We start from the raw sequence: 13,244 nt of genomic DNA, 5'->3' as shown, positions 1-13,244 counted from the left end.
GGCCCTCTCAGGAAGCGGTAATGGTGTTACCGTACGGGGATGATTGAGGTACGGCGATGACCGAAACCGTTCATGTCCTGCAGCTGCTGGACTACCGCGAGGTGGAGTCGACCGCCGACCGACTGGTGTTGGAGATGGACAACCGGCCGGACCTCGCCAACGTCCGCGGCGCCCTTCAAGGCGGCCTGGTAGCCACCCTGATCGATATCGCGGCAGGCATGCTGGCCGGCAATGCCGGCGGCGTCGGTTACGACGTGACGACCGCCGACCTCAACATCCACTTCCTGGCGCCGATCATGGGCACGGCCCGCGCGGAGGCGAAGATTGTGCGGGCGGGCAAACGCCTCATCGTGACGTCGGTCGATGTCACCGACATCACGCGTGATCGGCTCGCCGCCCGCGCGACACTGACGTTCGCGGTGCTTGAACCGCGTTGAGCGCACGTCAGGACCGGCGCAGCGTCAGCTTCCAGTTCCGGCGCGGCCCACGGATGTCCACCGAGCCGCACACCACCTTGCCGGTGAGGATGATGTGCGGGGCGCCCTCAGCAGGGGCGTCGCGGCGGTGATCGTCGGCGCTGCCCACGATCACCTCGACGTCATCGATCGACGCACTGGCCCCTTCGGGCAACCGGATCTCCACCGACCCGAACTTCATGTCCAGCTCGATGACCACCATCGGCCCGGCGAACCGGGCCCGGGTCAGGTCCAGCTCCACCGACCCCATCCGGCGCACCAACGCCAGCCGGGTCGGGACCGTCCATTCACCCTGGCGTTTCAGCGAGCCCAGCACCCCGCGCAACTCGACCCGGTCGGTGGCGGTGGTGACGATCGCCCCGGGCCCGGGCAGGTCACCCACCAACGCATCGAGGTCCGAATGCAGACGGGCGTGCGACACCATCGCCGAGCGCTCCTCGAACTCGGCGATGTCGATGAGTCCGAGAGCGACGGCATTGTGCAGTCGCCGCAACGTGCCGTTGCGATCGGCATCGGAGACGCGCAGGTCCACGGATTGTTCGTTGATCCCTGTCATGGCAGGTTCAACGGTACCGCCGTTCAGGCCAGATAGGCCGGGGGCAGCCCGTCGAACATGGTCTTGCACATGCGCACCGCGTACTCCGAACTGCCGCCGCCGACGATGAGCGCGGCAAATGCCATGTCCCCGCGGTAGCCGGCGAACCAGGAATGGGAGCCGCCCATGAACTCGGCCTCCCCGGTCTTGCCACGCACATCGCCGAGCCCGTTGAGATCCTTCGCCGTGCCGTTGGTGACCACCAGTCGCATCATCGGCCGCAACCCGTCGACCATCTTCGGGCTGATCGGGGCGCCCGCGCGGTCGACCATCGTCTGGCGTCCCTCGATGAGTTGCGGCACCGGCGTCTTGCCGGCCGCCACGGTCGCGGCGGCCAGTGCCATACCGAAGGGGCTGACCAGGACCTTGCCCTGACCGAAGCCGTCCTCGGTGCGCTCGGCCAGATCGACCGTCGGCGGCACCGAACCGGTCAGCGTGGAGATTCCGTCCACCTGATAGTCGGTGCCGATGCCGTAACGCGCAGCGGCCTGGGTGAGGCCGCGCGGTGGCATCCGGCTGGCGAGCTCGCCGAAGGTGGTGTTGCACGAATTGGCGAACGCCCGCGACAACGGCACCGTGCCGAGATCGAACGTGTCGTAGTTGGTGACGGTCCGGTGGCCGATGTCGAGCGTGCCGGGGCACCCCAAAAGCGTGTTGGGCGTTGCCATGTCGCGCTCGATGGCGGCGCCGGCGGTAACCATCTTGAAAGTCGAGCCCGGCGGGAACTGGCCCATGGTTGCGAGCGGGCCGATGGCATCGGCAGCCGCGTTCTGCGCGACAGCCAGGATCTCACCGGTGGACGGTTTGATCGCGACGATCATCGCCTGCTTGCCCGTGGTGTTGACCGCGTTCTGCGCGGCATTCTGCACGGCGCGGTCCAGGCTGATGGTGATCGACGGTGCCGGATCGCCCACCACCTCGTTGAGCACATCGACGTCGACGCCGTTCTGGTTGACCGTGACCACCCGCCAGCCCGGCTGACCATCGAGTTGGTCGGCCACCGATCGCTTGACCTCATTGACGATCGCCGGGGCGAAAGTCTCGTCGGTCGGCAACATTTCGGGCTGCGGGGTGAGCACGACGCCGGGGAGCCGACCGATGGCCGGCGCGATCCGGTCGTTGTCGGATTGGCGCAGCGTGATCAGGCTCATCGGCTGTGCCGATGCGCTGGCTTGTTCAGCAAGCAGCTGAGGATCACCCAGGGCTGGATCGAAGCCCCGCAGCGCGTCGGCGACCGCCCGCGCCGTCGGCATCAACGCAGCGCCGGCCGACCTGGCATCCAGTGCGTAGTGATAGATGTAGCCGGGCACCAGCACATCGGTACCGCCGCGCTCGTTGACCGAGGCCCGCCGCGGCGCGTCGGCGCGCAGCGCAAAGGTCTGGTGCTCCCCGAGTTTCGGGTGCAGCCCGGTCGCGCTCCAGCGCACCTCCCAGCGACCCTCCTCGCGGACCATGTTGAGCTGCCCGTCGTAGGTCCAGGTGCGGTCCTTCGGCAGGTGCCAGGTGTAGCGGTAGGCGACGCTGCCGGTGTCCTCGGCGTACTTCGAACCCAGGATCTGCGCGTCGAGCCGGGTGGCCTGCAAGCCGTTCCATGCTTCGCTGAGAGCGGTCTTGGCATCCTCGGGCCGGTCGGCCAGCGCAGCGGCGGCCGCGGTGTCACCAGTGGCCAGTGCCGCGAAGAACTGCTCGGCGGCGGGTTCGGGCCCGTTGGGCCTCGGGGTGCAGGCGCTCAGCCCGGAAGCCCCAAGGACCACGACGACCGCGAACAGGCCTGCGGTTCGTGTGACTGATGATGTTTGAGTTGCCATTGAGGCTGATGTTAGAAACGTAGACGCTGGTTTCGTCGGAGGCGCACCGATACCGAACCGAGACTGTCGCGAGACCGACAAGTAGCCCCGCCGGCGTCACAGGTCCAGAGCACGCAACAGGATTTCGAGACCGCGCCGGAATTCCTCATCCGGCTGGATGCCGTGCGCCACTGCCGCGGTCTCCGACAACAGCGGATATTCCTCAGCAGACAAACCTGCCAGCGTTCGAGTTCCCGGTCCGGTCAGACTTCCCAGCATCTCGATCTCGATGGCGCCGAAAATGTAGGCCAGCACCGCCCGGAACGCATACACCCGGCGCTTGCCGCCGTAGCCGGCGGCGGTGAGCACACCGAGCACCATTTCTCCCCAGCGCAAGGACGCCGGCGAGCGGTGCCGGTGCGTCAGCAGCAAGGGCACCACCGCGGGATGCCGTGCGGCGGCAACATGCACACGCTCGGCGAGCTCGACGAGCTGGCGGCGCGCCGAGCCTTGTGGCAGTCCGGGATCCATCTCGCCGAGTACGAGGTCCACCACGAGCGCTTCGAGTTCGTCGCGATCGGCGACGTACCGGTACAGCGACATGGTGCCCAGGCCCAGCCGCCGGGCGACGGTCCGCATCGACAGGCCCCCCAGCCCATCGGCGTCAACGACCGCCAACGCAGCTGCGGCGAGCTGAGTTTGGCTGATCGAACGTGGGCGCGGCATGACGATTGACAGCGTACACCGTACGCCTATAGCCTTCAATCTATAGGCGTACACCACACGCTAACGAGGAGGAGCCGTGCCCCCACCCGATCCGCCCACGACGGTTCCCGGCCGCCAGTTCCTCAGTGTCACAGGCGAACACATCCCGGTACCCGATCCGCACGGCCTGGTACACCTGCAATTCAGACGGTTCGCGGGTTGTCCGATCTGCAATCTGCATCTGCAGTCGTTCGTGGCCCGGCACGCGGAGATCAGCGCCGCCGGTATCCGCGAGGTGGTCTTCTTTCACTCCCCCGCAGCCGAATTGGCCGAGCACACATCGGATCTGCCGTTTGCCACCATCGCCGATCCGGAGAAGGAGATCTACCGGCAGTTCGGCGTCGAGTCCGGTCCCCGGGCGCTGCTCGATCCCCGCAGCTGGCCGGCGATCATCCACGGCGGGCTGCTGACACTGCGCGGGCGGTTCCGCGCCCCGGCCGGCAGGCAGGTGGGTGGCCGGCTCGGGCTACCCGCGGATTTCCTCATCGCCCCGGACGGCGTGGTGCTCGCCGCCAAATACGGCTCGCATGCCGATGACCAATGGTCGGTCGATGACCTGCTGCTACGGGCCACCGCCGCACGGCGGTGACGCTCACTCCGGCAGCACTCAGTCCAGCAACACCGTGGCGAAGGTGCCGACCTGTTCGAACCCGATGCGGGCGTACGTCGCCCGCGCCACGGTGTTGTAGCTGTTGACGTACAGGCTCGCGATCCGGCCCGAGCCCACCACCGCGGCTGCCAGCGCCGCTGTCCCTGCGGTGCCCAATCCGTGACCGCGCCACTCGGGATGCACCCACACCCCCTGGATCTGGCCGACTGCGGGCGACTGCGACCCGATCTCGGCCTTGAACACCACCTCGCCGCGCTCGAACCGGGCCCACGCCCGTCCCGCGGCGATCAGGCTGGCGATGCGGCGGCGGTAGCCACGGCCACCGTCACCGAGCCGCGGGTCGACACCGACCTCGCCGATGAACATGTCGACCGCGGCCACCAGATAAGCGTCGAGTTCCTCCATGCGTACCGGGCGGACCGCCGGATCGATCACGCAGTGCGGCATCGAGTTCAGTGCCATCAACGGCTGTTGCTCACGGACGTCACGGGCAGTACCCCACACCGATTCGAGCCGCCGCCACATTGGCAGTACCAGCTCGGCCCGGCCGACGAGCGAGGAGCAGCGACGCGCGGTACTCATCGCCTTGTCCGAGAACGCCTTGAGATCCTCGGAATCCCCACGCAACGGGATCAGGTTGGGACCGGCGTAACACAGTGACTCCGTGACACCGCGCCTCGTCCACAGCTCCCCGCCGATCGCGCCGTGTTCGACCCCGAACTCGGCGACGCGGGCGGCCACCATGCACGACCCCACCGGGTCCTCGTCGAACACCTGCAGGCAAGGGGTGGCGTCGCGCACCACGGATACTCGGCGCTCGTCGACGAGGCGGAACAGTGGCGGAGCCGACATGGACGATTCTCTCTGTTGAAGCCGAGGCTGGGTGACCCCGCTCACAGGGTCGTTATCAGCTTACGGTCACCACAGGCGAACCGGTGGCATCATCTGAACCGGCCGATTCCGCCAGGCGCATTGCCTCTTCGATCAGGGTCTCGACGATCTGCGCCTCGGGGACGGTCTTGATCACCTCACCCTTGACGAAGATCTGGCCCTTGCCGTTGCCGGAGGCCACCCCGAGATCAGCCTCGCGGGCCTCCCCCGGACCGTTGACCACACAACCCATCACCGCGACCCGCAGCGGTACATCGAGCCCGTCCAGGCCCGCACTGACCGCGTTCGCCAGGGTGTACACGTCGACCTGGGCCCGCCCACACGACGGGCACGACACGATCTCCAGACCGCGGGGCCGCAGGTTCAGCGACTCCAGGATCTGATTTCCGACCTTGACCTCTTCGGCCGGCGGCGCTGACAGAGACACCCGGATCGTGTCGCCGATGCCCTTGGACAGCAACGCGCCGAACGCCACCGCGGACTTGATCGTGCCCTGGAACGCCGGGCCCGCTTCGGTGACACCGAGATGCAGCGGGTAGTCGCACTGCGCGGCAAGCTGTGTGTAGGCCTCGACCATGATCACCGGGTCGTTGTGCTTGACGCTGATCTTGATATCGCCGAAGCCGTGCTCCTCGAACAGCGAGGCCTCCCACAGCGCGGACTCGACCAGCGCCTCGGGGGTGGCCTTGCCGTACTTCTTCATCAGCCGGGGGTCCAGCGAGCCGGCGTTGACGCCGATGCGAATCGGGATACCCGCATCGCCCGCGGCCTTCGCGACCTCTTTGACCCGGCCGTCGAATTCCTTGATGTTGCCGGGGTTGACGCGCACGGCCGCGCAGCCGGCGTCGATCGCGGCGAAGATGTACTTGGGCTGGAAGTGGATGTCGGCGATCACCGGGATCTGGCTGTGCCGGGCGATCTCGGCGAGCGCGTCCGCGTCCTCCTGGCGAGGGCAGGCCACCCGCACGATGTCGCAGCCGGAAGCGGTCAGCTCGGCGATCTGCTGCAGCGTCGAATTGACGTCGTGAGTCTTTGTGGTGCACATGGACTGCACCGCGATCGGGTGCTCGCTGCCGATGCCGACACCACCCACCATGAGCTGTCGGGTCTTACGCCGCGGCGCCAGGGTCGGCGCCGGGGGTGCGGGCATTCCCAAACCGATGGACGCTGTCATGTGGGATCTCCTACTGGAAGATGCTGAGTGGGTTGACCAGGTCTGCGGTCACGGTCAGCAGCATGTAGCTGACCACTACCAGCAACACCACGTACGTGGCGGGCATGAGCTTGAGGTAGTTGACGGGGCCTGCGGCGACTTTGCCGCGGGCCGCCCGGATCATGTTGCGGATCTTCTCGTACGTCGCGACCGCGATATGACCGCCGTCGAACGGCAACAGCGGCACCAGGTTGATCGCACCGAGCACAAAGTTCAACTGCGCCAGGAAGAACCAGAACGCCACCCACAGCCCGGCCTCGACCGTCTCGCCGCCGATGATGCTCGCGCCGACCACACTGATCGGGGTTTCCTTGTCGCGTTCACCGCCGCCGATCGCATGAACCAGGGCGCCGATCTTGGTGGGAATCTTGGCCAGCGACTTACCCAACTCGATGGTCAGGTCACCGGTGAACGCGAACGTCGCGGGCACCGCGGCGATCGGGCTGTACGGGGTGGGCGGCTTCACTTCGACCGCGCTGACACCGATCGCGCCGACCGTGGCGGGCGCCTTGGCGTCTGCGCTGGTGAACCGCTGCGTCTGGGTCACATCGACGACCTTGGTCATGGTCTGACCGTCGCGCTTGAGCTCGATGGTCACCGGGCCGTTCAGTTTGCGGATCGCGGCGGCCATCTGGCTGAAATCGGAGACCTTGGTGTCGCCGACCTTGACGACCTCGTCGCCGGCCTGGATGCCGGCCAATGCCGCGGGGCCGGGCCCCGTGCACTCACCCATCTTGTCCAGGCTCACTTGTGCTGCAACACAACCCGTTTCACCGACAATCGCGGTGGTGGGCGCGGTGATGTTGGGTAGGCCCCACATGACCGCCACCGCGTAGAGAAGCACCAGTCCGATGATGAAGTTCATCGCCGGGCCGGCGAACAGCACGGCGACGCGCTTCCACACCTTCTGCTTGTACATCGCATAGGGCCGGTCTTCGGGCGCGATCTCATCGACGGACGTCATGCCGGCGATGTCGCAGAACCCGCCCAGCGGAATGGCCTTGAGGCCGTATTCGGTCTCGCCGAGGCGGTTGGGACGCCGCGTCGACCACAGTGTCGGACCGAAGCCCACGAAGTAGCGACGCACCTTCATGCCGGTGGCACGCGCCACCCACATGTGCCCGCATTCGTGCAGGGCCACCGATACCAGGATGGCCAGCGCGAACAGCGCGATGCCGATGACGAACATCATTTGGTGACGAGCCCTTTTCTGACGGATTTCTGCTCGAAGTGCATGTCGATGGCCCGTCGTGCCGTTTCTCTGGCCCACCGCTGCGCATCGAGTACGTCTTCCACGGTAGCGGGTTCGGCGGCCCACTGGTCGCCGGCATGCAACACGTCACCGACGGTTTGCACGATCGCCGGGAACGGGATCCGGCCCGCGAGGAACGCCTCGGCGGCCTCCTCGTTTGCGGCGTTGTACACCGCGGTCAGGCAGCCGCCGCGGGTTCCGGCCTGGCGAGCCAGATCCACCGCGGGGAACACCTCGTTGTCCAGCGGGAGGAATTCCCAGGTGGAGGCGGTGGTGAAGTCGCAGGCCAGGGCCGCGCCGGGAACCCGCGCCGGCCAGCCAAGCGCCAGCGCGATCGGCAGCTTCATATCCGGTGGGCTGGCCTGCGCCAGTGTCGAGCCGTCGGTGAAGGTCGCCATCGAGTGCACGATCGACTGTGGGTGCACCACGACCTCGATGCGGCCGTAGTCGATGCCGAACAGCAGATGGGTCTCGATCAGCTCCAGGCCCTTGTTGACCAGGGTCGCCGAGTTCAGCGTGTTCATCGGGCCCATTGACCAGGTCGGGTGCTTTCCGGCCTGCTCCGGGGTGACCGATTCCAGGTCGGCGGCCGACCATCCCAGGAACGGACCGCCGGACGCGGTGAGCACGATCTTGGCCACCTCGTCGGCGGTGCCGCCGCGCAGACATTGGGCCATCGCGGAATGCTCGGAGTCCACGGGAACGATCTGCCCCGGTGCGGCCGCCTTGAGCACCAGCGGGCCGCCCGCGACCAGCGACTCCTTGTTGGCCAGGGCCAAGCGCGCGCCGGTGGCCAGGGCGGCCAGCGTCGGCGCCAGCCCCAATGCCCCGACCAGTGCGTTGAGCACCACGTCGGCCTCAGTGTTCTCGACCAGACGGGTGACGGCGTCGGGCCCGGCATATGTCACGTCGCCGATCTGGTCGGCGGCCCGCTGGTCGGCGACCGCAATGTTGCTGACGCCGGTCGCGGCGCGCTGGGCGGCGAGCAGATCGGGGTTACCGCCGCCGGCGGCGAGGCCGACGACCTCGAACCGGTCAGGGTTGGCCGCGATGACCTCGAGCGCCTGGGTGCCGATCGATCCGGTACTTCCGAGTATCAGCACGCGCGTTGTGTCGCTCACCGTTACATTGTGCCGCGTGCCGGGACCGATGGCGCCGACGGTCACCGCATCCGGGCCGCCGGGTCCGCAGTGGCCTCGATCTTCATCACCAGGCCGTCCCGGATGGTCAGCGTGACGACCGCGAACAGCCGGCGATGGTCGTAGGCGAGGAGAACCGGCTCGCCGGCTGCCCCGCACACCAGCGTCGCTCCCGGCCCCAGGTAGCGCAGCAAGTTGGTCGCGACGACGTCGGGGCCGTGGTTGATCTGTGGGGGCGGCGCCGGATCGGCGAGGACCGTACCGACGCCCCACACGGTCGGGTCGAGCACCGCGGTCAACGCCCGCACGTCACCGGAGGCGCACGCGGAGATGAACTTCTCCATCACCTGACGGTGTTCGACGGCGCGGACATCGACCGGCCGGTGCGCCTCGGCGGTGAACTTCTCCCTGGCCCGGCGCGCCAACTGCCGACAGGTGCCCACCGGTCTGCCGACCGTCTCGGCGATTTCGTCGAACGGCACCGCGAAGACGTCGTGCAGCACGAACGCCACGCGTTCGCCGGGACTGAGGCGGTTCAGCACCTCGAACAAGGCGGCGCGCACCTCGTCGTCGAGCGTGACCCGGTCGGCAGGGTCCAGGTCGGCCGCCGCCTTCGACGCCAGGACCACACCCGGATCGGGACGCTCGAGCCGGGAACGGGCCGATCGAACGTGATCGAGGCAGAGCCGCCCGGTCACCACCGTGAGCCAGGCGCGTACGTCGTCGAGGTGCTCATGGTCGGTGCGGGCGAGCCGCAGGAATGCCTCCTGGGCGACGTCCTCGGCGTCGCCGATGTCGCCCACCATCTGGTAGGCGAGATTGACCAGGTACGGGTGGTGCTCCCGCCAGGCCGACTCGATACCCACTGATCCGTTCATGTGCTTACGACGAATCCGGGAGCCGGAAAGTTACAGGATTTCCGATCTCTCTTTCGCTGTAACTTTTCGGACGGCTGCTCCGTCCTTGATCGCATGAACACAATTCTCGTCACGGGCGCAACCGGCAATGTCGGCCGCCCGCTTGTCAGCGAACTCGTCCGTGCCGGTGCACAGGTGCGCGCCGTCACCCGCAGTCCCGAAACCGCCGGGTTTCCGCCCGGTGTCGAACTGTTCCGATCCGCCGCCGACGGCGTGGCGGGCGCCTCGGCGGTATTCCTCAACTCCCGTGCGCTGGGACAGGAATTGGCGCCGACAGTCGAGCTGGCCCGGGCCGCAGGCGTGAAACGTCTGGTCGCGTTGTCGGCGATCAACGCCGACGACGACGACTCCCGGCAGCCGTCGCGCGTGCGCGGGGACCGCAACCGCGAAGTCGAACAGCTGGCCGTGGCCTCCGGCCTGGAGTGGGTCAGCCTGCGCCCCACGGTGTTCGCCTCGAATTTCGCGGGCATGTGGTCGGCACAGATCCGGTCCGGCGATGTGGTGAGCGGCCCGTACGCCGGTGCATCCACAGCGGTGATCGTCGACGCCGACATCTCCGCCGTGGCCGCGGTGGCGCTCCTGACCGACGACCTTGTGGGACAGCGCATCCCGCTGACGGGACCGCAGGCGCTGACCAACACCGAACTGGTGAACACCATCGGGCGGGTGCTGCGGCGGCCGCTGCACTACCGCGAGGTGCCCACCGACGTGGTGCGGCAGCGGTTCGTCGGGCTGGGCTTTCCGGCCGCGTTCGCCGACGCGTACATGGGCCTGCTGGCCGACACCGTCGAGCGGCCGGCACTGGTCACCCATGAGGTCGACAAGATTCTCGGACGACCCGCCACGGCATTCGGCGACTGGGTCGATGAACATCGCGGGTTGTTTACCAATAGTTGAGGAGGACAAGACATGTCAGAGCAGAGGACCGAGCCGCAGCCACCACGCTGGCTCAAGCCGATGAACAAGGTGATGATGGCGGTGCAGCGCCTCGGACTCCCCACCGGGCCGGCGATGGTGCTGACCGTCCCGGGGCGCAAGACCGGCAAGCTCCGCAGCACTCCGATGACGCCGTTCGACCACGACGGCGGCCTGTACACCGTGGCGGGCTATCCCGGCTCGGACTGGGCGGCCAATGCCCGGGCCGCCGGAACCGGGACACTGACCCGGGGCCGGCGGTCCCGGCCGGTGCGAATCGTCGAACTCACGCCGGACCAGTCGCGTCCGGTGCTGCGCGCGTTCGCGGTCAAGGTGCCGGTCGGTGTCGGCTTCGCCAAACGCAGCGGCCTCGTCATCGATGGCACACCAGAGGAATTCGAGAAGCTGGCCGGACGCCTGACGGTGTTCCGGTTCGATCCCGCCTAGGAGGCGGCCGATGTGACGGCGCGGCGGATCGAGATGTCTCCCGAGCCGGTGCGGGCGTGCACCATGAACGTCTCGTCGCCGTCGGCTGGCCCCTCGGAGGCCTGCAAACCGTTGTCGACGGTGCCCGAGTGGGTCTTGAGCTCGAGCCGCGCCGCGGTGCCCTCCGGAATGCCGACTTCGACCTCACCGCTACCGGTCTGGGCGCTCAGGGCACCGCTGATCCCGACCCCGACGGTGACAGAACCCGACGCGGCCTGATGCTTGAGGTGCCCACGCAACGTCCCGACCGCCAGGCTGCCGCTGGCCGCCTGGAACTTGACGTCTCCGTCGATGCGATCGATCGACGCATCACCGGACGCCGTGGCGATCTGAGCGTTGCCCGCGACATCGCCAATCGAGATATCGCCGGATGCGCTGTCCGCCTTGATGTTCCCGGTAATGGTCGCCACCCGTACCGCACCACTGGCAGAGGCACAGCGGCAGTCCGAGTAGACGCCGTCCGCGTCGATGTCGGCCGACGCGGAGGACAGGTTCAGTCGAGAGCCTGTCGGCAGGGCGATGTCGACGCGGACCGCTCCCCCGCGTCCCAATGACAGGACCTTTCTGCCTGCGGTCACCACGAGGGTGCCGTTGTGAAAATCGACGCGGGCCTGTTCGGCCGCGCGCACATCGGAGGCGCGCTCGGGATCCCGCGGCGCGATGTCGACGACGGTGTCGTCACGGTCGGTGGCTGCCAGGTGCACCGCACCGGCAACGACTTCGACGACGGCCGTGATGGGTTCGGCTGTGTGGAACGTGGTCATCGGATTCTCCTTCGGTCAGATTCAGCGGACCCAGCCGCTGAAGTTCTTGTCGCTGCCACGGCTCGGACGTCCGGCCCCACCGAGGGCCGCCGCAGCGGAACGTACGAGCCAGGCGTTCACCGACACACCGTCGCGGCGGGCGGCGCCCTCCACCCCGGCGCGCAGGCTCTCCGGGAGTCGCAACGACACCCGCCAGGTGCCGCCGCCGTCATCGTCGGGGACGTCCACCACCGGTGCCGGCGCGGGAACGTCGGCCTCGGCGGGCTCGACAGTGAACTCGGGGTCACGGCCGTTGAGCCGGACGTGCACGGATCCGGGCGCGAGTTCACGCGTGATCTGCTCGGCCGCCTCCGACAGCGCTTCCAGCAGCGTGAGCCGCAACGCCGATTCCAGCGGCGCGGTCAGCCGCTGTGCCAACGCCTCCGCCTCGGCGCCTCCCGCCGCCGCGGCGACGCCGAACTCGTGCCGGACGGTCTCGACATACGGCTGCAAGTCCATGATGTCATGGTGACATCATTTTGATGTCACCGCAAGCGTCAGCCCGCGCGGAGTTACTTCAGCTTCGCGATGAAGGTCTCCGCGAAGCGCTCGATGGGACCGCGGAACCGGTCGGCGCCGGTGGCACCGTTGGGCGCTGTCAGCCAGGGCGCGCACATCACCGCGGTGATGCCGAGGTCCTCGGCCCGCCTGTACAGATCCGGCGAGGGCGGATCGAGGAGGGCCAGGATGATGTCGAACGGCTCGTGTTGCCGCCCGTATTCACGGCGCAGTTCGGCCAGCCGGGTGGCGTAGGAAGTCGCCTGTTCGAGGGTGTAGGCGTAGCCGATCCAGCCGTCACAGGATCGGGCCGCGCGCCGCAGCGCCGCCTCGGATTCACCACCACACAGGATCGGCACCGGCTCAGGCGGGTGAGGTTCGATCATCAGCTCGGGAACCGAGTAGTAGCGCCCCTCGTACGAGACCCAACCGCCACGCCAGATCTCGCGCAGTGCCGGGATCATCTCGTCGAGCCGCTTACCGCGGGTGTCGAAATCCTGGCCCATGAGCTCGAATTCCTCCCGCATCCAGCCGACGCCGACACCGAGGGCCACCCGTCCACCCGAGATCACCGCGGCCGTCGCCACCTGCTTGGCAACCTCGAGCAGCGGTCTCGCCGGCGCCACGTAGACGGCATTGGAGAAACGCAGCCGACGCGTGAGCGCCGCCATCGCCCCGATCAGTACCCAGGAGTCCGGCCAGCTGGTCTCGGGTGCCCACGGGGGCTTACCGGTCGGGGAATCCGGGTAGGGCGAGGACAGTTCGCGCGGGTAGATCATGTGGTCCGAGCACACCATGCCGTGGAAGCCGGCCTCGTCGAGCAACGGCGCCACCGTCAGCGCGTCGGCGACATCCATGAATGCCGTACCGCTCCAGAACTGCATCTACCAACCCTCC

Annotated in this window: 15 protein-coding genes; 4 read left to right on the top strand and 11 right to left on the bottom strand. The window is 67.8% G+C overall.

Annotation, left to right across the window (positions count from 1 at the left end):
• Positions 1–56: 56 nt before the first annotated feature.
• The gene (locus ACWEFV_RS01660) at positions 57–437 is read left to right on the top strand and encodes a PaaI family thioesterase (RefSeq protein WP_450068848.1); all 381 of its coding nucleotides are present in this window, start codon (positions 57–59) and stop codon (positions 435–437) included.
• A 7-nt stretch (positions 438–444) separates the two neighbouring features.
• Here ACWEFV_RS01660 and ACWEFV_RS01655 read toward each other — a convergent pair whose 3' ends face one another.
• From ACWEFV_RS01655 to ACWEFV_RS01645, 3 genes are all read right to left on the bottom strand, one after another.
• A complete protein-coding gene (locus ACWEFV_RS01655; RefSeq protein ID WP_135453709.1) occupies positions 445–1,032 on the bottom strand; it encodes a DUF1707 SHOCT-like domain-containing protein in 588 nt (195 codons plus the stop codon).
• A 23-nt stretch (positions 1,033–1,055) separates the two neighbouring features.
• Positions 1,056–2,879 (bottom strand): penicillin-binding transpeptidase domain-containing protein, encoded by a 1,824-nt coding sequence (locus tag ACWEFV_RS01650; protein ID WP_135453708.1) that lies wholly within the window; start codon positions 2,877–2,879, stop codon positions 1,056–1,058.
• A 96-nt stretch (positions 2,880–2,975) separates the two neighbouring features.
• Positions 2,976–3,584, bottom strand: coding sequence for a TetR/AcrR family transcriptional regulator (locus tag ACWEFV_RS01645; RefSeq protein ID WP_450068847.1), 609 nt, complete (start codon positions 3,582–3,584; stop codon positions 2,976–2,978).
• Positions 3,585–3,660: 76 nt separating this feature from the next.
• Here ACWEFV_RS01645 and ACWEFV_RS01640 point away from each other — a divergent pair, with 76 nt between their 5' ends.
• Positions 3,661–4,212 carry a peroxiredoxin-like family protein gene (locus tag ACWEFV_RS01640; RefSeq protein WP_450068846.1) on the top strand — a complete coding sequence of 184 codons (552 nt, stop codon included), beginning with the start codon at positions 3,661–3,663 and terminating at the stop codon, positions 4,210–4,212.
• Positions 4,213–4,230: 18 nt separating this feature from the next.
• On the opposite strand, the gene ACWEFV_RS01635 is transcribed toward ACWEFV_RS01640, so the two are convergent.
• From ACWEFV_RS01635 to sigI, 5 genes are read right to left on the bottom strand one after another with little or no spacing between them, the layout of a single operon-like run.
• Positions 4,231–5,085 carry a GNAT family N-acetyltransferase gene (locus ACWEFV_RS01635; protein ID WP_450068845.1) on the bottom strand — a complete coding sequence of 285 codons (855 nt, stop codon included), beginning with the start codon at positions 5,083–5,085 and terminating at the stop codon, positions 4,231–4,233.
• A 55-nt stretch (positions 5,086–5,140) separates the two neighbouring features.
• Positions 5,141–6,298, bottom strand: coding sequence for a flavodoxin-dependent (E)-4-hydroxy-3-methylbut-2-enyl-diphosphate synthase (gene ispG / locus ACWEFV_RS01630; protein ID WP_210115501.1), 1,158 nt, complete (start codon positions 6,296–6,298; stop codon positions 5,141–5,143).
• 10 nt (positions 6,299–6,308) lie between these two features.
• On the bottom strand, positions 6,309–7,529 hold the full coding sequence (locus tag ACWEFV_RS01625) for a M50 family metallopeptidase (RefSeq protein ID WP_135453704.1): 1,221 nt from the start codon (positions 7,527–7,529) through the stop codon (positions 6,309–6,311).
• Positions 7,526–8,710: a 1-deoxy-D-xylulose-5-phosphate reductoisomerase gene (dxr, locus tag ACWEFV_RS01620; protein WP_450068844.1), complete on the bottom strand. Its 1,185-nt coding sequence runs from the start codon at positions 8,708–8,710 to the stop codon at positions 7,526–7,528. The genes ACWEFV_RS01625 and dxr overlap by 4 nt, the downstream gene beginning before the upstream one ends.
• Before the next feature lie 41 nt (positions 8,711–8,751).
• Complete coding sequence (gene sigI / locus ACWEFV_RS01615; protein ID WP_450068843.1) at positions 8,752–9,606, bottom strand: RNA polymerase sigma factor SigI; 855 nt, start codon at positions 9,604–9,606, stop codon at positions 8,752–8,754.
• 93 nt (positions 9,607–9,699) lie between these two features.
• Here sigI and ACWEFV_RS01610 point away from each other — a divergent pair, with 93 nt between their 5' ends.
• Positions 9,700–10,542, top strand: coding sequence for an NmrA family NAD(P)-binding protein (locus ACWEFV_RS01610; RefSeq protein ID WP_450068842.1), 843 nt, complete (start codon positions 9,700–9,702; stop codon positions 10,540–10,542).
• A 12-nt stretch (positions 10,543–10,554) separates the two neighbouring features.
• Positions 10,555–11,007 (top strand): nitroreductase family deazaflavin-dependent oxidoreductase, encoded by a 453-nt coding sequence (locus ACWEFV_RS01605; RefSeq protein ID WP_135453700.1) that lies wholly within the window; start codon positions 10,555–10,557, stop codon positions 11,005–11,007.
• Here ACWEFV_RS01605 and ACWEFV_RS01600 read toward each other — a convergent pair.
• The 3 genes from ACWEFV_RS01600 to ACWEFV_RS01590 are packed head-to-tail and all read right to left on the bottom strand — an operon-like array spanning position 11,004 to position 13,231.
• Positions 11,004–11,810, bottom strand: coding sequence for a DUF4097 family beta strand repeat-containing protein (locus ACWEFV_RS01600; RefSeq protein WP_135453699.1), 807 nt, complete (start codon positions 11,808–11,810; stop codon positions 11,004–11,006). The genes ACWEFV_RS01605 and ACWEFV_RS01600 overlap by 4 nt on opposite strands.
• A 21-nt stretch (positions 11,811–11,831) precedes the next feature.
• Positions 11,832–12,308 (bottom strand): histidine kinase, encoded by a 477-nt coding sequence (locus ACWEFV_RS01595; RefSeq protein WP_450068841.1) that lies wholly within the window; start codon positions 12,306–12,308, stop codon positions 11,832–11,834.
• A 53-nt stretch (positions 12,309–12,361) separates the two neighbouring features.
• The gene (locus ACWEFV_RS01590) at positions 12,362–13,231 is read right to left on the bottom strand and encodes a TIGR03619 family F420-dependent LLM class oxidoreductase (RefSeq protein ID WP_450068840.1); all 870 of its coding nucleotides are present in this window, start codon (positions 13,229–13,231) and stop codon (positions 12,362–12,364) included.
• Positions 13,232–13,244: the final 13 nt, after the last annotated feature.

This window comes from Mycobacterium sp. NPDC004974 (assembly GCF_053600815.1).
This window is presented reverse-complemented; position numbering and strand designations above follow the sequence as displayed.

Bases quoted from the DNA above. Each gene is read 5' to 3' on its own strand.
- ACWEFV_RS01645 (WP_450068847.1), bottom strand. From the start codon at position 3,584: ATGCCGCGCCCACGTTCGATCAGCCAAACTCAGCTCGCCGCAGCTGCG.
- ACWEFV_RS01605 (WP_135453700.1), top strand. From the start codon at position 10,555: ATGTCAGAGCAGAGGACCGAGCCGCAGCCACCACGCTGGCTCAAGCCG.
- ACWEFV_RS01610 (WP_450068842.1), top strand. From the start codon at position 9,700: ATGAACACAATTCTCGTCACGGGCGCAACCGGCAATGTCGGCCGCCCG.
- ispG (WP_210115501.1), bottom strand. From the start codon at position 6,298: ATGACAGCGTCCATCGGTTTGGGAATGCCCGCACCCCCGGCGCCGACC.
- ACWEFV_RS01595 (WP_450068841.1), bottom strand. From the start codon at position 12,308: ATGGACTTGCAGCCGTATGTCGAGACCGTCCGGCACGAGTTCGGCGTC.
- ACWEFV_RS01650 (WP_135453708.1), bottom strand. From the start codon at position 2,879: ATGGCAACTCAAACATCATCAGTCACACGAACCGCAGGCCTGTTCGCG.
- ACWEFV_RS01635 (WP_450068845.1), bottom strand. From the start codon at position 5,085: ATGTCGGCTCCGCCACTGTTCCGCCTCGTCGACGAGCGCCGAGTATCC.
- ACWEFV_RS01625 (WP_135453704.1), bottom strand. From the start codon at position 7,529: ATGATGTTCGTCATCGGCATCGCGCTGTTCGCGCTGGCCATCCTGGTA.
- ACWEFV_RS01590 (WP_450068840.1), bottom strand. From the start codon at position 13,231: ATGCAGTTCTGGAGCGGTACGGCATTCATGGATGTCGCCGACGCGCTG.
- ACWEFV_RS01600 (WP_135453699.1), bottom strand. From the start codon at position 11,810: ATGACCACGTTCCACACAGCCGAACCCATCACGGCCGTCGTCGAAGTC.
- sigI (WP_450068843.1), bottom strand. From the start codon at position 9,606: ATGAACGGATCAGTGGGTATCGAGTCGGCCTGGCGGGAGCACCACCCG.
- ACWEFV_RS01660 (WP_450068848.1), top strand. From the start codon at position 57: ATGACCGAAACCGTTCATGTCCTGCAGCTGCTGGACTACCGCGAGGTG.
- ACWEFV_RS01655 (WP_135453709.1), bottom strand. From the start codon at position 1,032: ATGACAGGGATCAACGAACAATCCGTGGACCTGCGCGTCTCCGATGCC.